Source organism: Zoogloea dura (genome assembly GCF_012927165.1).
GTDB lineage: Bacteria > Pseudomonadota > Gammaproteobacteria > Burkholderiales > Rhodocyclaceae > Zoogloea > Zoogloea dura.
Window position 1 is genome coordinate 308289 of sequence record NZ_JABBGA010000003.1, and the last position, 17337, is coordinate 325625.

Consider the following 17337-nt stretch of genomic DNA (forward strand, 5'->3'; position numbering starts at 1 on the left):
CCTCTACCGTGATCCGTTCCCAGCTCGAGCTCTTCTTCATCGCCCTCGGCTTCTTCAGCCGCCTGCCGGTGCCCGGCTGGGTCGAGTTCAGCCCGGACAAGCTGGGCCGGGCTGCCCGCTTCCTGCCGCTGGTGGGGTGGCTGATTGCGGCCATCGGTGCGGCCGTGTTCTGGCTGATGGTGCAGGTCCTGCCGGTGGAGCTGGCGGTGGTGTTGTCGATGGCTGCCACGATCCGCGCCACCGGTGCCTTCCATGAAGACGGCTGGGCCGACACCTGCGATGGCCTGGGAGGTGGCTGGACCCGGGAGCAGGTGCTGCAGATCATGAAGGACTCGCGCATCGGCAGCTACGGGGCCATCGGCCTGGTGCTGATGCTGCTGGCCAAGTACCTGGTGCTGAGCGCGCTCGGGGCCGACGAGGACTACCCGGTGCTGGCCGCCCTGCTGGTGGCCCATCCTCTCTCCCGCCTCGCGGCGGTGAGCATCATGGCCGTGCTGGACTACGCCCGGACCGACAACAGTGCCAAGTCGGGCCCGGTGGCACGTCGCCCGGATGCCGGCGAGCTCGGCATCGCCACCCTGGCCGGGGTGCTGCCCCTGCTGCTGCTGCCGGGGACTGCGGCGCTGGCCGCCCTGGGGCTGAGCGTGGTGGTCGTGCTGATGGCCCTGCGGACCTTCGCGCGGCGCTTGGGCGGCTACACCGGGGATGCCCTGGGGGCGGTCCAGCAGCTGTCGGAAATCGCCATCTACCTGGGAGTCCTCGCCGCATGGAGCTCTACCTGATCCGTCACCCCCGGCCCGCCGTGGCGCCGGGGATCTGCTACGGCCAGACCGATCTCGGGCTGGCCGAGTCCGCCACGGAGGTCGCCCGGCGCCTGCTGCCGCTGCTGCCTTCCGCCTTCGCCCTGCATGCCAGCCCGCTGACCCGGGCCCGCCTGCTGGCCGAGGCCCTGGGGATACCCCGGCTCGATCCGCGCCTTAAGGAGATCCACTTTGGCGAATGGGAGGGGCGCAGCTTCGAGGACATCGGCCAGACCGCCCTGGATGCCTGGGTGGCCTCGCCCCTGGATTTTTCGCCCCCGGGCGGTGAGTCGCCCCGCGCCATGGCGGCGCGGGTACTGGACTTCGTGGCAACCCTGCGTGACGAGGCGCCCGCCGCGGCCGTGGTGGTGGCCCATGGTGGCCCGCTGCGGGCCATCGCCGGGCACCTGCTGGGCCTGCCGCCGGAGCGCTGGCTTGGGCTCGACTTCGCCTGCGGCGAGGTGTCCCGCCTCGATCTGCACGACTGGGGCACCGTGCTGCGCTGGTTCAACCGGCGGGACGCGGGCAGCGCCGCATCCGGCGCCTGATTGCGGCGCCGGACTCTCCGGTAGACTGCGGGCCTTCAAAGTGATCGGCCCGACACCATGGAGCACTTTCTCGCCGACGATGGCGAAAGAATCCATCTCCGCATCTCCGGCCAGGGGCGGCCCCTGGTGCTGCTGCATGGCTGGACCTCGACCCACCGGGACTGGACTCCCTTCATGCCGGCCCTGGAAGCGGGCTGCCGTGTCTTCCGCTGGGATGCCCGCGGCCACGGCGGCCATGCCCCCCGGAGCGCGGCGGTGCCGACCGTGGCGCGCATGGCCCGCGACCTGCACAACCTCATCCGCCATTACGGGCTGCAGGATGTGGCGATCGCCGGCCATTCGATGGGTGCCCTGACGCTCTGGCAATACCTGCGGGACTGGGGCGAGGAGGGCTTGTCCCACCTGGCCTTCATCGACCAGTCGCCACGCCTGTTGACGGACACTGGCTGGCGGTTCGGCATCTACGGCGATTTCGATGCCCACCGCAATGCCATTTTCATGGACGAGCTGGGGAAGGACCTGGCCGAGGCGGTGCTGCGCCTCGCCGCCTTCGGCAACAATGCCCGGGCCCGCGACAAATACCTGGAGAACGGTGCCGGCATCCAGCTCGCCCGCCAGCGTCTGGGCGCCCTCGATCCGCAGCCGCTGATCGACTGCTGGGCCAGCCTGACGGCGGCGGATTATCGGGATGTGCTGCAAACGATTACCCTTCCGAGTTTTCTCGTCTATGGTGACGAGAGTAATTTCTACTCGGTGGACACGGCGCGCCATGTGGCGGGCCAGATTGCCGGATCCCGGCTGCAGTTATATGCGGGACAGGACCATGCCCCCCATCTGGGCGAGCGCGAACGCTTCATCCGGGAATTGAGTGCATTCCTTGGCCTGTGCGGCGCTGCTGCCGGCCGCCCGTAGAATGGGTCAAGAATCGTGAAGCTCCCCCTGTGTGCAATGTCGAGGTGTTACGGTAATGCTCTCGAAGTGATCAACGATGACTTTCCCGCGGTCGGTCCGGCCGTGGCCGTGCAGGGAGTAAGGAATGGCGGGATTCAACATGGTCCGTTTGCAGCGCGCATTGCTGGGGCTGGGTGCGTTGATTGTGGTCGGTCTATGGACCGCCGAGGAAATCGGCATCCTCCATGTCGCCGCTCCCCAGCAAGGCAGCGCCTCACTGCCGGTGCTGCCGCCTCCGCCGGGGCTGGTATTGCAGGCCACCATCCCGGCCAGCGGTGCGGCGCCGGGCATGGCCATCCTGGCCGATGGCAACCACCCGCCCGTGCTGGTGCCTGAAGGCGCGGCCTTCAACGACGATCTGCGCGTCGACCGGGTGCTCAACGACAGGGTTGTCCTGCGTCATCGTGGGCTGGATGCTCCCATGGTCCTCATCGCCGGCGCCGTGCCGGTACCGGCGATCACGCCTGACGCGGCTCCTCGCCCCTCGCCGGCAGTGCCGGCCGTGCCTCCTGCACGCTGATCCGTCCGGCATCACGGATTTGGAGGCGGGTCGCGCCGATCCGCTTGCGGCGGCGGGCACTGCACCGCACAATTGGCCGTCATCTTCCGGGCCAAGCCATGACCGACCCCGACGCCCATGCGACCCCTCCCGCCGATCTGCTGGCCTGTCACGACTGTGACCTGCTCCAGACCGAACCTGCGCTTGCGCCGGGCGAGACGGCGCGCTGCGCGCGGTGCAACGCAATCCTGGCCCGCAATCCGCCGGACAGCCTGGATCGCACCCTGGCGCTGACCTTCACCGCCGCCGTGCTGTACCTGATCGCCAACCTGTATCCCCTGGTGGGGCTCGAAATGCAGGGGCGGCGGGTCGAGGTGAGCCTGTTCGAGGCCGTCCATATCCTCTGGCGTGACGGCGTGGAGCCCGTGGCCGCGCTGGTCTTCGTGACCGCGCAGCTGTTTCCGGTGCTCGAGCTGAGCATGATCCTCGTCGTGCTGCTGCCACTGCGCCTGGGCCGGGTGTCGCCCCGTCTGGCAACCTTCTTCCGCCTGGTCCGCTCGGTGCAGCCGTGGGGCATGGTCGAGGTCTTCCTGCTGGGCATGCTGGTGTCGCTGGTCAAGCTGTCCCACCTGGCCACCGTCATCCTGGGCACGGCCTTCTGGGCCACCGCCGCCCTCATCGTGGTCCTCACCCTGGCGGCCCGCGCCTTCGATACGCGCCTGCTGTGGCAGCTGGCGCCGGGCGACGAGGGGGCACGGCCTTGACGCGGCAGGTCACCGCCCGTGAAGCGGGCCTGATGAGCTGCCATGTCTGCGGCCAGCTCGCGCGCAGCCCCCACGGGGCCGCGCAGCGTCTGCGCTGTCCGCGCTGCGGCGCGCCGCTGCACCTGCGCAAGCCGGCCAGCATCACCACCACCTGGGCCTTGCTGCTGGCGTCGGCGCTGCTCTACATCCCCGCCAACCTGCTGCCGATGATGACCACCGCGTCCCTGACCGGCAGCCAGGAGGACACCATCCTGAGCGGGGTGGTCTTCCTGTGGGAGTCCGGTTCCTGGCCCCTCGCCCTGGTGGTCTTCTTTGCCAGCGTGATGGTGCCGCTGCTCAAGATCTTCGCCCTGAGCTACCTGACCGCATCGGTGCAGAGCCGGTCCCGCCGCGGCCTCCTGCAGCGGGCGCGGCTCTATCGGCTGGTCGAGTTTGTCGGGCGCTGGTCCATGCTCGACATCTACGTCATCACCATCCTGGTCGCCCTGGTCCAGTTCCAGGGGCTGGCCACCATCCAGGCGGGGCCCGCCGCCGTTGCCTTCGGGGCGGTGGTGGTGCTGACCATGTTTGCGGCCATGAGCTTCGACCCCCGCCTGATCTGGGACCCCCTTTCCGATCCCGTCGACGGCGATCCCGTCGACCCCGCACCCGAACGGCCTGCCCATGACTGATCCCGCTCCGTCCGCCATCCCTGTCGCCACCGTGGAGGCACACCGTCGTTTCCGCATTCCGCTGGTATGGATCATTCCCCTGGTGGCGGCCCTGATCGGGCTCTTCCTGGCGGCGCGCAGTTATTATGAGCAGGGCCCCACCATCAGCATCGTGTTCCGCACCGGGGTCGGCCTCGAGCCGGGCAAGACCCGCATCAAGTACAAGGACGTGGATGTCGGTCAGATCGCCTCGGTGGCGTTGGCCGAAGACGGCAGCCATGTGGTGGCCACCGCCCGCCTGGCCAAGGAGGCGACCCGCCTGCTGGTCGATGACACCCGCTTCTGGGTGGTCAGCGCGCGGGTCTCGGGGAGTTCGGTGTCGGGCCTCGAAACCCTGCTGTCGGGCGCCTACGTGGGCATGGATGCAGGCAAGTCGGAGGAGCCCCGGCGCAGGTTCCTGGCGCTTACGGAGGCGCCGGTGGTGACCTTCGACATACCGGGCCGTCATTTCAGCCTGGAGGCGGAATCCCTGGGGTCGATCGGCGTGGGGACGCCCATCTATTACCGGCGCATCGAGGCGGGCCAGGTCACGGGTTTCAAGCTCGACGAGAAGGGCAAGCACCTGGACATCCGGATCTTCATCAAGGCGCCCTACGACCGTTTCGTGACTGCCGACACCCGCTTCTGGAACGCCAGCGGCGTGGATGTGAAGCTGGGCGCGGAGGGCATCCAGGTCAATACCGAGTCCGTCACCTCGATCCTGGCCGGCGGGCTGGCCTTCCAGACCCCCGACAACAGCGTCGACGAGCCGGCTCCCGCCGAGCACGTGTTCCCGCTGCTGCGCAACCGTGACGAGGCCCTCAAGCAGCCCAGCAGCGTGCGCCAGCTTTACCTGCTGCGCTTCTCGGAGAGCGTGCGCGGGCTGTCGCCCGGTGCGCCGGTGGATTTCCGGGGGATCCAGCTGGGTGAGGTCGTCGCCGTTCATCCCGACATCGGGAGCGGGGCCGGCGATCTGGGCATGGTGGTCGAGGTCGCCATCTTTCCTGGGCGTATGCAGGCGCGTCCGGATGCCGGCAAGCCCACCTTCTTCGGCAAGGATTACCGCGACAAGGACTTCCGCAGTTTCATCGATCGCCTGATCACCCGCGGCATGCGGGCCCAGTTGCGCAACGGCAACCTGGTCACCGGCCAGCTCTACGTGGCCTTCGACTTCTTTCCGGCGGCCAAGGGCGGCAAGGCCGACTGGAACACCCAGCCGCCCAGCCTGCCGACCCAGCGGGGCAGCCTGGACGAGCTGCAGACGGCGCTCCTGCGCATTGTCGAAAAGCTCGACAAGCTGCCCCTCGACGAGATCGGCCAGGACACCCGCAAGGCCATCGTCGGGCTGGGCCGCACCATCGACGAGCTGGAAAGCCTGGTCAAGCGCATCGACAACCTGGTCGGCAGCGATGTCCGCGACACCCTCGGCGGGGTGCGCGAGACCCTCGCCGAGGCCCGCACGGTGATTGCCGACTCACGCAAGCTGGTGGCCAGCGATGCGCCCCTGCAGCAGGATCTGCGGGCGACGCTGCAGGAGGTGTCGCGCACGGCCCAGGCCATGCGCCACCTGGCCGACAGCCTGGACCGCCATCCCGAAGCCCTGCTGCGCGGCAAACCCGAGGACAAGCCATGAGAGCCTTCCCCCTGATCCTGAGCGCCTGCCTGCTGGCGGCCTGCGGCACGACGCCGGCCGTGCGTTACTACACCCTGGGCTCGGAAGGGCCGGCCGGGGCCGCCGCGCCAGCGTCCGGGCCGAGCCTGGTGGTGGGGCCGGTAGGTGTGCCCGCGGCCATCGACCGGCTCCTGATCGTGCGCCAGGTGGATGGGGTGCGGGCCGAGGTGGCGGAGGGCCACCGCTGGGCCGCGCCCCTCAAGACCGAGATTGCCCGCCGGGTCGCTGTCGAGCTGGCCCGCAGCACGGGCAACGGCCGCATCGTCGCGTGGCCCCAGGGCAGCATCGTCGAGCCGGACATGACCCTGCCCATCGACGTGCAGCGCTTCGAGGCCGAGGGCTTCGAGCGGGTCACCCTGGAAGCCGTATGGACGCTGCGCAAGGCGGGGAAGGATCTGGCCAGCGGGCGCTTCGCGGCCACCGAGAGCGTCACCCAGCCCGGCTGGGACGGGCTCGCCGCCGCCCACGGGCGCCTGGTGACGGCCTTGGCGCGGGATGTGGCCCGCGCCATTCCCTAGCGGCGCCGCGCGGCTCAGTACCAGCTGGCGTCGTCGTCGTCGGCCGCTTTGCGGGCGGTGGCCTTCACACGGACGGCTTCTTCCCGCAGGAAGGTGACGATCTGCCAGATCTCCTCCTCGCTGAGGGCCAGGCCGAAGGAGCCCATCTGGGTGTTGGGGCGCCCCTTGGAGATCGTGTCGAACATGAACCTGTCGCTGTTGGGGCCGCCGGGTGCCCACGCGCCGCGTACGAGTTGCGGGCATTTGCCGCCGTGTCCGCGTGTGTTGTGGCACTGCTGGCAGTTGCGGCCGAACAATTCCTCGCCCTTGCGGGCGGCTGCCACGTTGCCGGCGAGGGGGTTGGCCGATGTTGCGGCGGGGCCACCACCGGCGGGTGTCACACCAAAGCCATGGGCGAGGCCGCTCAGTCCGAGGATGAGGCAGGTGCCGATGGCGAGGGCCCGGCGCCGTGCGGCGCGGGGGTGGGAGGAGCAGGGGAGGGTGGGCTCTTTCATGGTCTTCTGGTGAGGCTCTCGTTGGAGGGTTCCGGCAGGTGTCACGGTGCGAGGCCGTGGGTCTGCAGGATGGAGGCAAGGCTGCCGTCGGTCCGCAGGTGGGCCAGGGCGGCGTTGACCCGGGCCAGCAGGGCCGGGTCCTTGCGCGGCAGCGCAAGAACGAAACGGGTCCGGCTGGCGCCAGGCAGCTGAATGCCGTTTGCGGTGGGGGCCTTCCCCTGCAGGCGTGCGCGGGCAAGGGCCGGCTGCCACAGCACGGCGGCATCCACGCTGCCCTCCGCGAGGGCGGCCAGCAGCGCCTCGTTGCTGCCATGGGGTACCCGCCGCAGCTGTTGCTGGAACAGGTAGAGGTCGGCCGGTGTGGCCGTCACCACGCCGATCCGGTTGAGCCGGCGCGCTTCGTCGAGGCTGCGCAGGCTGCCATGGGCGGCGATCAGGACGTAGCCGGTTTCCAGGTAGCCGTCGCTGGCCATCAGGTTTTTTTCGGTGAGGTCCTCATTGGGGCCGCCGCTTTCGGGGATGCCGGCAAACAGGCTGCAGGCGCCGCCGCCGAGCTGCTGTCCGAGGGCCTTGCCGAGACCACCCCGGTTCGGGATGGTCACCCACACCAGGCGGATCTCCCGGCCGAGTTGCCGGCCGATTGCGCGGGCCAGCTCGGCATCGAGGCCGCCATCGGGCAGGCTGCTCGCCGAGAACGGTGGGTTGGCATCGGCGAGGCAGACGGTCAGCGGGCCCTCGGTCTGTTCTGCCGGGAGGGGCGCACTGCCGGCGGGGTGGCTGTGGGCCAGCACCGCCAGCAGCGCGCCGAGAAGGCGCGTACGCGTTGTCATGGGGGAGCTCCACGGGCGCAGCAGCGTGTGCTGGTTGGCTGCCACGCCCGCTGCTAGGGGTCAGCGATACTGGGGGGCGAGGGCGAAGACCATCATGCCGCCGCCCCGGTTCTGGTGCTTGAACAGCTCGCCATACACCAGCGGCCACAGGCTGCCGCCACCGGGGCCGTACACGATCGCCACGTACTGCTGGCCATTCACGTTGAAGGTCGTCGGGTTGCCATGGATGCCGGTGCCCACGTTGAAGCGCCACAGGGTTTCACCCGTGTCGTCGCGCATCGCCGAGAAGTAGCCTTCAGCGTCGCCGGAGAAGACCAGCCCGCCGGCGGTGGCGAGCAGGCCGCTGGTGGCGGGGGTGCTCTGCGGGCGCGTCCACGCCAGCTTGCCGGTGGTGGCATCAAACGCCTTCACGCCACCGGTGTAGGGGTTGGCCTTGAGGACCTTGGATGACAGGAACCACTCACCCTGCTTCCATTCCATCTTTTTGGCCTGGATATCCATCGAGCTGTCGATATAGGGCACGTAGAGCAGCTTGGTCAGCGGGCTGTAGGCAGCCGGGTGCCATTCCTTGCCACCGTCGAGGATGGGCGCCACGTCGGTGGCAACCTTGTCGTAGCCGGGCACCTTGTCCGGATTGACGATCGGGCGACAGTTGCCCTGGAAGCCGGTGACCCAATTCACCCGGGCGATCGGTACCACCCAGTTGCATTTGCCGGTATCCCGGTTGATGGAATAGACATGGCCGTTGCGGTCGGCGTGCAGCCACACCTTGCGCCCCTGTTCGTCGTCTACCAGGATGGTCTCGTTGTTGCCGTCGTAATCCCAGGAGTCGTTGGGGGTGTATTGGAAATGGTGCTTGATCTTGCCGGTGTCGGCGTCGAGGGCCAGCGTGGAGTTGCTGTAGAGGTTGTCGCCGGCGCGTACGCGCGGGTCGAAGTCCGGTGAAGGATTGCCGACGCCCCAGAAGATGGTCTTGGTCCTGGGGTCATAGTTGCCGGTCAGCCAGGCAGAGGCACCACCGGTCTTCCAGGAGTCGTTGGCCCAGGTCCTGGCCACCGGGTCCCTGGCATCGGTGGGGCGGGTGGTGGTCTGCCAGACGATCTTGCCTGTGTCCGGGTTGAGGGCGGTGATCTTGCCGACGTTGCCACCGACATCCGAGCCGGAGTTGCCGACCACGATCATGCCGTTGGCGACCAGCGGCATGGACGTGTAGATCTCGCCGGTGCGGTAGTCGCCGAGCTGTACGTCCCAGACGACGCGGCCGGTCGTGTTGTCGAGGGCGACGACGTGGCTGTCGAGGGTGGCCATGTAGACCATGTTCTTGAACACCGCGACGCCCCGGTTCACCGCCTCGCAGCACAGACGCGGGCCCAGGTCGCCGGGTAGCGGGTGCTCGTACTTCCAGAGCATGCGGCCGCTTTCTCCATCCAGGGAGAAGACCTTGTTCTGGCTGGCCGTCACGTAGACACGGCCGTTGACGACCGTGGTCTGGCTGTCCTGCGCATCATTCACGCCGAAGGACAGGTTCCACTTGGGAACCAGCCGCACTGCGTTGTCCCGGGTGATCTGCCGCAGCTGGCTGAAGCGGGTGGCCTGGTAGTCCTTGCCGTAGTGCAGCCAGTTGTTGGCGTCCTTGTCCGCGTGGATCAGCATGTCTTCGGAAACATAGTTCGGCCGCCACTTGAAACTGGCTTCCAGGACGTCGACACCGAGAGGAGGTTCCGGGTCGGCGGCCGGAGTGTTGTCGGCCGCCAGGGCATTGGTGGCGAACAGGATCGCCAGCAAAGACCCGGAGATGCGCTGGGTTTTCATCATTTTTTTGTCTCCCGCATTGAGCGTGGTGTGGTGGATGTGGTCGTCGGACAGGACAGGGCTGCGTCGGACAGGGCCACACTCACCGCTAGCCATCTTTGTGCCAGACGGGAAAGTTCATTCTAAACAGGGGTTTGTGATCGAACGGCGGGGGGCGGATGAGACAGGTCTCTCAGTCCGGGAGTTTCGATCGAGACGGGCGAGACAGCTGTCTCAATGTGGAATGGCCTCTTCAAGGGAGGCGGAGGGGCGCTGGGGCCGGTTCAGCTTCGGTCGAGGCTGTCCTGGCAGGTTCGCCGGCCAGATCGCCGGGGCCGCGGCATGAGTGGCAGGGCGAGTGCGTCGGGCGTGCGTTGGGGCGTCAGTCCTGCGCCGGCTTTTTGGGGGCCCGGCTGCGCGGGGTCGCCTTGGGGTGTTTGACCCGTCCCAGGCGCCGCCGGATCTCGTCTGAATCCATCCACAGGTCGCTGCCCTGCAGGATGTGGGCAATGTCGGTGGGGCTCAGGAAGGGCGTGCACAGGCGGGTGGTGACCTTTTCGAACCAGGTGCCCAGGGCATGCACCTCCGCCAGCTGCTCGCTGCCCTTGCCGGCGAAGCTGCTCGAATAGGTGTGGAACATCAGCTGGCAGTTGTCATGCACGATCAGCTCGTCGCCCGACAGGAAGATGAAGGCGGCCATCGAGTAGGCCCGGGCTTCGAGCACCGTCACCACCTGGGCATCGGAGGCCAGGATGTTGTTGATGATCTGCAGCCCGGTGTTGAAGTCGCCGCCCGGCGAATTGATGTGCAGGTAGATCAGATCGGTCTCTGCCGCCGTGCGCAGGGTGTAGAAGAGCTCGGTGTAGAACTGGGGCGCCTGGATCTCCCCGCACAGGTAATACGACACCTGGTGGATGGGCATGTGGCGCTCGTAGCGCACCAGCCCGCCGAAGGGCTCCTCCTCGTCTTCTTCCGGTTGCGCGACCCGGCCGAGGCCCGTCTTGTGTTCAACCATGCTGCTCTCCCCGTTCTGCTGCAGACGCGGCCAGTATGCGTCCGGGACGCGCGACGCGGCAAGGCGGGGAGAAGGCCTCATTTCACTTCCACGGGTTGTGCTTTGGAGGCAGCGCCAGCAGCGCAATCCAGAGGGAGAGGGCCGACAGCAGCAGGCCCCAGAAGGACAGCGTCGGTATCGCAGCGATGGGTGCGCCTTGCACGTCGACGATGGCCGTGGCGTCGTCACACAAGCTTGGCGACGCCTGGCTGCAGATACGGTAGGTCACGGTGTAACTGCCCGCTGGTGTGTTGGCGGGCACGGTGAATGCACCCGCCGGGTTGAGTATCAAACCCGTCAGCCCGCCGTTGTTCACGATGCTCAGTGTGACAGCGCCGGCGCTGGCGGGATTGCCGGCCAGCGTGTCGTTGCCCAGCACGCTGGGCGTGGTGCCACCGGCAGGTGAAACGGGTGTTGCGGTGAAGTTGTCGTTGACGGCGTCGATGGCCGGTGTCTGCACCCGGATCAGCACGGTGGCGTTGTCGCACAGCGCCGGTGTTGCTGCATCGCAAATCCGGTAGGTGACGGTGTAGTCGCCCGCCGGCGTGTTGGCGGGCACGGTGAATGTGCCCGCCGGGTTGAGTATCAAACCCGTCATGCCGCCGTTGTTCACGATGCTCAGTGTGACAGCGCCGGCGCTGGCGGGACTGCCGGTCAGCGTGTCGTTGCCCAGCACGCTGGGCGTGGTGCCACCGGCGGGTGAAACGGGTGTTGTGGTGAAGTCGTCGTTGACTGCGTCGATGGCCGGTGTCTGCACGCGGATGATGGCCGTGGCCTCGTCGCAGACGTCCGGCTTGTTCGGATCGGAATCGCAGATCCTGTAGGTGATCGAGTGGTCACCTGCCTGAGCGCCGGCGGGTACCGTGAACGTCCCGTTGCCATTGAGCACCAGGCCGGGGATGCCGCCGTTGTCGAGGAGGCTGGGTGTCACTGTGGACGGGGTGGCCGTGACAGGAGGGCTTGAGCCCAGCGTGTCATTGCTCAGTACGCTGGCAGTGTTGCCGCCAGTTTGCGGTATCACAGCGGCGCTGAAATCGTCGTTGACCGCGTTGATGCTGCAATCGCCGTGAACGAACTGGATGTCCCAACTCCCCGGGGAGGGCGTACGACCGGTGAGCACGACACGACTTATTGCCGTACCCGCCGCCGGCATGACCAGATACGTCGCATCGGGCGTGTCCTGGGTGTCGCCCACTATGGTGATGCTGGTGCCGTTGTTGCTGAGCGTGCCTGATCCGGTCACGGACCGGATCAGCGGGGTGGACCACCCCGCGGTGGACAGCAGATTGTTGGCTGCGTCATAAAACTCAAGGGTGACGACCTCGTTGAGATCCGTGTCCATCACCAGGATGCCATCGTTGGCGCCCAGTGGCGTGGCGAAGTCGTACCGCATGGTGCCAGGCCCGGGGCGCTGGCCGTAATCGACATAATTGATGGTGTTGTTCGACAGCGGCCCGGCGCCTGTAAATGCGTACGATCTGGGGTAGGGGCCAGGTGCATGACCGTAGGCTGCCGCATCACTGAGCATGCTGACGGTGTTGGTGTAGCCGCTGACATTGGTGGTGAATGCAAATGCCTGGCTGAAAATACCGCCAGGGCCGACGCTGTTGAAGCCGGCGCTGACGGCTGGATATGCAACCTGCGCGAAGGCGTCGGCGACGGGGATTCGGCAACTGGCGGCCTGGGCCCCCGCGGCCATGCCCAAAAGAGCCAGGCTTGATGCCACCGTCCTCATTCTCTGGATGAGCGAGTGCTTTCTGCAGACCATTTTCATTTTGGGTTCCTCGTTGATTTTTATGTGATGGTCTTATTCATCGGCATTTCTTGCAATGATTTTCCCCAAAATGGGTTTCTCTGCCGGAAAAAGGCACGGGGGCCCGGTCCGGTCCGCCATGCCGCCACGAGAAAGTCCGCCCCTCCCGACCCTCCTCCCTTGATGCGATAATCGCGACTTTCGTCTTCCGGTGCCTCCTCCCGTGGAGGGCCGTTTCGTCTCCATGCATTTCCCCCTGCCGGACTTTTCCGCCTGCCGTGTGCTCGTCTGCGGTGACGTGATGCTCGATCGCTACTGGCACGGCGCGACGGCGCGCATTTCGCCGGAGGCCCCGGTGCCGGTGGTCACCGTCCGCAATGACGAGTTGCGGGCCGGCGGTGCGGGCAACGTCGCCCTCAACGCCGCATCACTGGGCGCGCAGGCGCGGGTGATCGGGCTTGTGGGCGAGGACGAGGCCGGCCGCCTGCTGGAGGACAGCCTGATGTCGCGGGGCGTCGCCTGCGCCTTCGAGCGCGTCTCCGATGCGCCGACGATCACCAAGCTGCGGGTCATCTCGCGCCACCAGCAGCTGATCCGCCTGGACTTCGAGGAGCGCTTCGACGCCTGCCATGCGGCCCGCGTGGCGGCGGCGCTCGAGGCGCACCTGGAAGGCGTCAGCGTGCTGGTGCTGTCCGATTACGCCAAGGGCACCCTGGCCGACGTGCAGGGCCTGATCCGCGCCGCCCGGGCGCGTGGCGTGCCGGTGGTGGTGGACCCGAAGGGCACGGATTTCAGCCGTTACCGGGGCGCCACCCTGGTCAAGCCCAACCTGTCGGAATTCGAGGCGGTGGTCGGCCCCTGCCCGGACGAGGCCACCCTGATCGCCCGTGGCGAGGCGCTGCGTGCCGAGCTGGACCTGGAGGCGCTGCTGGTCACGCGCAGCGAGCAGGGCGTGACCCTGATCCAGCGTGGCCAGCCGGCACATCACCAGCCGACCCGGGCGCGGGAGGTCTATGACGTGACCGGCGCCGGCGACACCGTGTCGGCGGCGCTGGGCTGCGGCATCGCGGCGGGCCTCAACCTGCGCGAGGCGACGGCCCTGGCCAATCTGGCGGCGGGCGTGGTGGTGGGCAAGCTGGGTACGGCCACGGCCACCCTCGAGGAACTCCGCGACGCCATGGATGCCCACGCCCCGGTGGCCCGCGGCCTGCTCGGTGTGGACGCGGTGCTGTCCGCCTGCCAGCGTGCGCGTGCCGCCGGCGAGCGCCTGGCGGTGCTGCAGGGGCCGGTGGGAGTGCCCGGAGCCGCTTTGCTGGCCCGCCTCGAAGAAGCCGGCCGGCAGGCCGACCGGGTGCTGGTGCTCGAACCCGCGACGGCAGCGCCCGACAGCCTGGCCGTGCTTGCCGCGCTGCGCCCGGTGGATTGGGTGGTGGCCGTCGACGCGGCCGGCCGCGACGATCTGCTCGCCCGGCTGCAACCCGACCTGCTGCTGCAGGCCTGAGGACCCCGCCCGATGATCATGGACATCTCGACCACCAGCGGCCGCGTCCGCGCCTGGCTGGACATGCACCTGGTGGACCACGGGGCGATCCGCGCCGTGTACAACAACTTCTACGACCTGGGCGGCGGAATGTACCGCAGCAGCCAGCCCAGCCCGGCCCAGTTGCGCAAGTACCGCGAGAAGCTCGGCCTGCGTACGGTGATCAACCTGCGCGGCGCGCACGGTTATGGCTCCTACGCCCTCGAGAAGGAAGCCTGCGAACAGCTCGGCATCGTCCTGCACGACATCAAGCTGTACTCCCGCACGCCGCCCGAGGTGGAGGAAGTCCACGCCATGGACGATCTCTTCAAGTCCATTGAGTACCCGGCCCTGCTGCACTGCAAGTCCGGCGCCGACCGGGCCGGCATTGGCGCGGCCCTGTACCGCATCCTGCACCTCGGCCACCGGGTGGAGGACGCGATGAGCGAGCTGGGCTGGAAGTACGGCCACTTCAAGGGCGCCAAGACCGGCGTGCTCGATTTCTTCTTCGCCACCTACGTGGCCCGCAACGCGAAGAGCCCGATCGGCTTCCTGGAGTGGGTCGACACCGAATACAACCGTCTCGAGATCCACCACCGCTTCCGGGAGGAAGGCTGGGCCAGCCTCATCGTGGACAAGGTCCTGCACCGGGAATGAACGACTCCTTCCAGCTCTACAAACGCCTGCTCGGCTCCATCCGTCCCTATGGCCGGGTGGTGGCCCTGTCCATCCTGGCGATGATCGCCGCCGCCTCCCTCGAGCCGGTGCTCCCCAGCCTGCTCAAGCCGCTGGTGGACGACAGCCTGATCAAGAAGAGCCCGGTGGCCCAGTGGCAGGTGCCGCTGTTCCTGATGCTGGCCTTCCTGGCCAAGGGGGTAGCCGAGTACGTGGCCAACGTGTCCAGCCAGTGGATCGCCAACAAGGCCATCACCGACCTGCGCCAGCAGGTCTTCCGCCACCAGATGCACCTGCCCATCCCGGTGCACCAGGCGGAGACCGGCGGGCGCATGCTGTCGCGCATCCTCTACGACATCCCCCAGGTGGGCGCGGCCCTGTCCAACGCCTGGATCATCGTGGTGCGCGACACCCTGATCATCATCGGCCTCACCGGTTACCTGATCTACACCGCCTGGGAACTGACCCTCGTCATCGTCGCCATCGCCCCGGTGGTGGCCTGGCTGATCCGGGTGGCCAGCCGCAAGCTGCGCGGCTCCAACCAGGAGATGCAGGAAACCACCGGCCGCCTCACCGGGATGGTCGAGGAGACCCTCGGCGGGGTGCGCGAGATCAAGCTCTTCGGCACTCACGACCACGAGGACCGGCGCTTCGCCGAGGTGGCCGAGCGCCTGCGCAGCCAGACCATGCGCACGGTGCGCGTGTCGGCGGTGAACGTGCCCCTGGTGCAGGTGCTGGCGGCGGCGGCGGTGGCCACCGTGATCTGGACCGCCAGCTCCCTGTCGGCCCAGGACAAGCTGACCCCGGGCGAGTTCGTCGCCTTCGTCACCGCCATGTCGATGCTCTTCGAGCCGATCCGCCGCCTGACCAATATCAACGCGGTGATCCAGCGCGGCCTGGCCGGCGCCCAGAGCATCTTTGCGCTGCTCGACACCCTGCCCGAGGTGGACACCGCCAGTGGCAGCCGCCCGCGGGCCATCGGCGAGCTGCGCTTCGACGACGTGAGCTTCAGCTACCCGGGCCAGGCCGAGCAGGCCCTGCAGCATTTCAGCCTGGACGTGCATCCCGGCCAGACGGTGGCGCTGGTGGGTGCATCCGGCAGCGGCAAGTCCACCCTGGTCAACCTGATCGCCCGCTTCTACGAGCCGGGCAGCGGCCGCATCCTGCTCGACGGCGCGGCGCTGGACAGCCTGCCCCTGGCCCACCTGCGCGCCCAGCTGGGCTGGGTCGGCCAGCAGGTGGTGCTGTTCGACGACAGCATCGCCGCCAACATCGCCTACGGCCGGCCCGACGTGCCGGAGGCCGACATCGTCGCCGCGGCCCGCGCCGCCCATGCCCTGGAGTTCATCGACACGCTGCCCGACGGTCTCGCCACCCGGGTTGGCGCCAATGGCAGCCAGCTCTCCGGCGGCCAGCGCCAGCGCATCGCCATCGCCCGCGCCTTCCTGCGCGACGCGCCTATCCTGCTTCTCGACGAAGCCACCTCGGCCCTCGACAACGAGTCCGAGCGGGCGGTCAAGGATGCCCTGGTGGAGCTGCGCCGCAACCGTACCGTGATCGTCATCGCCCACCGCCTGTCCACCATCCGCGATGCGGACCTGATCGTGGTGATGGAGCGCGGCCGCATCGTCGAGACCGGCACCCATGACGAACTGGTCGCCCGTGGCCAGGCCTATGCCCGCCTGCTGGCCAGCGGCGAGCAGCTCAAGGACGAGACCTGAGGTGGGCAGTCGGGAGCGTGCCGGGCGGGTTGCCGTCTATTTCGTCGCCTCGCCGCTGCAATACCTGGCCGCGCGGCGCATCGCCGAGAACTTCGAGGCCGGTGCCCGCCAGGTGCTGGTGTGGTACAAGCCCGGCGTAACCCCCATCGTCCGCCAGGAAGATTGGGACGCTGCCGCCTACATGCCGTGGCCCCGCTGGGAGCCGCTGCCCGGCCCCTTCGGCCGGCTGCGCCGGCAGCGCGACAACATCCGCCTGGTGGCCGGCCTGGTGGGGCCCTGCGAGAGTCTGCACATCCACAGCGCAGTCTTCGACACCGAGGCCATCAACTACTTCCTGCGGGCCCTGCCGAAGGCCAGCGGCGCACGCAGGATGCATGCCCGCATCCTGCCCGACGGCATCATCAGCATCCGCCGCTATCCCCTGTCCCTCACCAAGCGCCTGGCCCAGTACGCCCGCAAGTTGCGCCGCCTGCTGGCGCCGGAGCTGGACTACTGGTGCTTCTCCGGCGACCGCATCGGCTCCGACGCGCTCTTCTGCGACCGGGTCTATGTGATTCCCGGTCTGCCCCACGAGTACGCCCTGGACAAGGCCGTGGTCCTGCCGCCGCTGGTCACCCCGCGGGCCGGTAGCCGCGCCGCCTCCGGTGCTGCGCGCAGTGCCCTGGTGATCGGCCAGCCGCTGGTCGGGGCGGGCCTGATGAAGGCGGCCGACCGGGACGCGGTGAGCAGCGCCATCCACACCTGGCTGGCCGCCGAGGGGATCACGCAGGTGTTCTACAAGGGCCATCCCAAGGATCCCGAAAAGGAACTCAACCACCCCGATTACACCGTCGTGACCCTCGATGAGCCGCTTGAGGTGCACCTTGCCAACACCGCCTACGATGCGGTGGTCGGGGTCCGCTCCAGCGCCCTGCTGTTTGCCCGCCAGACCGCTCCTGCCAGCACCCGCGTGGTGGCCTTCGGCTGGGAGCGGGTGCGCTTCAAGTCCGACGATGAACGCCGCCAGATGGAAGAGGCCTTCCGCGCCACCGGTGTCGACCTGCTGTCCGTTCCGTGAAT

At 68.1% G+C, this 17337-nt stretch carries 17 protein-coding genes; 12 read left to right on the forward strand and 5 right to left on the reverse strand.

Going from position 1 to position 17337, the window contains the following annotated elements; translation table 11 throughout:
- Nucleotides 1-11: 11 nt before the first annotated feature.
- From HHL15_RS05915 to HHL15_RS05950, 8 genes are all read left to right on the forward strand, one after another.
- Entirely contained in the window at nucleotides 12-782 is a 771-nt protein-coding gene (locus HHL15_RS05915; protein WP_169144972.1) for an adenosylcobinamide-GDP ribazoletransferase, read from the forward strand.
- On the forward strand, nucleotides 767-1348 hold the full coding sequence (gene cobC / locus HHL15_RS05920) for an alpha-ribazole phosphatase family protein (protein WP_169144904.1): 582 nt from the start codon (nucleotides 767-769) through the stop codon (nucleotides 1346-1348). The genes HHL15_RS05915 and cobC overlap by 16 nt, the downstream gene beginning before the upstream one ends.
- A gap of 57 nt (nucleotides 1349-1405) precedes the next feature.
- Complete coding sequence (locus HHL15_RS05925) at nucleotides 1406-2260, forward strand: alpha/beta fold hydrolase (RefSeq protein ID WP_169144905.1); 855 nt, start codon at nucleotides 1406-1408, stop codon at nucleotides 2258-2260.
- 124 nt (nucleotides 2261-2384) lie between these two features.
- Entirely contained in the window at nucleotides 2385-2819 is a 435-nt protein-coding gene (locus HHL15_RS05930) for a hypothetical protein (RefSeq protein WP_169144906.1), read from the forward strand.
- 98 nt (nucleotides 2820-2917) lie between these two features.
- Nucleotides 2918-3562: a paraquat-inducible protein A gene (locus HHL15_RS05935; RefSeq protein ID WP_169144907.1), complete on the forward strand. Its 645-nt coding sequence runs from the start codon at nucleotides 2918-2920 to the stop codon at nucleotides 3560-3562.
- On the forward strand, nucleotides 3559-4233 hold the full coding sequence (locus HHL15_RS05940) for a paraquat-inducible protein A (RefSeq protein WP_235943243.1): 675 nt from the start codon (nucleotides 3559-3561) through the stop codon (nucleotides 4231-4233). The genes HHL15_RS05935 and HHL15_RS05940 overlap by 4 nt, the downstream gene beginning before the upstream one ends.
- Nucleotides 4226-5884 (forward strand): PqiB family protein, encoded by a 1659-nt coding sequence (locus HHL15_RS05945; RefSeq protein WP_169144908.1) that lies wholly within the window; start codon nucleotides 4226-4228, stop codon nucleotides 5882-5884. Before HHL15_RS05940 ends, HHL15_RS05945 begins: the two co-directional genes overlap by 8 nt.
- Entirely contained in the window at nucleotides 5881-6441 is a 561-nt protein-coding gene (locus HHL15_RS05950) for a PqiC family protein (RefSeq protein ID WP_169144909.1), read from the forward strand. Before HHL15_RS05945 ends, HHL15_RS05950 begins: the two co-directional genes overlap by 4 nt.
- A 14-nt stretch (nucleotides 6442-6455) precedes the next feature.
- Here HHL15_RS05950 and HHL15_RS05955 read toward each other — a convergent pair whose 3' ends face one another.
- From HHL15_RS05955 to HHL15_RS05975, 5 genes are all read right to left on the reverse strand, one after another.
- Nucleotides 6456-6935 carry a c-type cytochrome gene (locus tag HHL15_RS05955; RefSeq protein ID WP_169144910.1) on the reverse strand — a complete coding sequence of 160 codons (480 nt, stop codon included), beginning with the start codon at nucleotides 6933-6935 and terminating at the stop codon, nucleotides 6456-6458.
- Between the two features lie 41 nt (nucleotides 6936-6976).
- On the reverse strand, nucleotides 6977-7765 hold the full coding sequence (locus tag HHL15_RS05960; protein ID WP_169144911.1) for a substrate-binding periplasmic protein: 789 nt from the start codon (nucleotides 7763-7765) through the stop codon (nucleotides 6977-6979).
- A gap of 60 nt (nucleotides 7766-7825) precedes the next feature.
- Nucleotides 7826-9580 carry a PQQ-dependent dehydrogenase, methanol/ethanol family gene (locus HHL15_RS05965; protein WP_169144912.1) on the reverse strand — a complete coding sequence of 585 codons (1755 nt, stop codon included), beginning with the start codon at nucleotides 9578-9580 and terminating at the stop codon, nucleotides 7826-7828.
- A 358-nt stretch (nucleotides 9581-9938) separates the two neighbouring features.
- Nucleotides 9939-10571, reverse strand: a complete 633-nt coding sequence (locus HHL15_RS05970) for a Clp protease ClpP (protein ID WP_169144913.1) — start codon at nucleotides 10569-10571, stop codon at nucleotides 9939-9941.
- An 82-nt stretch (nucleotides 10572-10653) separates the two neighbouring features.
- Nucleotides 10654-12384, reverse strand: coding sequence for an Ig-like domain-containing protein (locus tag HHL15_RS05975; protein WP_169144914.1), 1731 nt, complete (start codon nucleotides 12382-12384; stop codon nucleotides 10654-10656).
- A gap of 223 nt (nucleotides 12385-12607) precedes the next feature.
- On the opposite strand from HHL15_RS05975, the gene rfaE1 reads away from it, so the two are divergent.
- The 4 genes from rfaE1 to HHL15_RS05995 are packed head-to-tail and all read left to right on the forward strand — an operon-like array spanning nucleotide 12608 to nucleotide 17335.
- On the forward strand, nucleotides 12608-13864 hold the full coding sequence (gene rfaE1, locus HHL15_RS05980) for a D-glycero-beta-D-manno-heptose-7-phosphate kinase (RefSeq protein WP_169144915.1): 1257 nt from the start codon (nucleotides 12608-12610) through the stop codon (nucleotides 13862-13864).
- Between the two features lie 12 nt (nucleotides 13865-13876).
- A complete protein-coding gene (locus tag HHL15_RS05985; protein ID WP_235943244.1) occupies nucleotides 13877-14539 on the forward strand; it encodes a tyrosine-protein phosphatase in 663 nt (220 codons plus the stop codon).
- On the forward strand, nucleotides 14536-16278 hold the full coding sequence (gene msbA, locus HHL15_RS05990) for a lipid A export permease/ATP-binding protein MsbA (protein ID WP_169144916.1): 1743 nt from the start codon (nucleotides 14536-14538) through the stop codon (nucleotides 16276-16278). The genes HHL15_RS05985 and msbA overlap by 4 nt, the downstream gene beginning before the upstream one ends.
- Nucleotide 16279: 1 nt before the next feature.
- Nucleotides 16280-17335 (forward strand): polysialyltransferase family glycosyltransferase, encoded by a 1056-nt coding sequence (locus HHL15_RS05995; RefSeq protein WP_169144917.1) that lies wholly within the window; start codon nucleotides 16280-16282, stop codon nucleotides 17333-17335.
- Nucleotides 17336-17337: the final 2 nt, after the last annotated feature.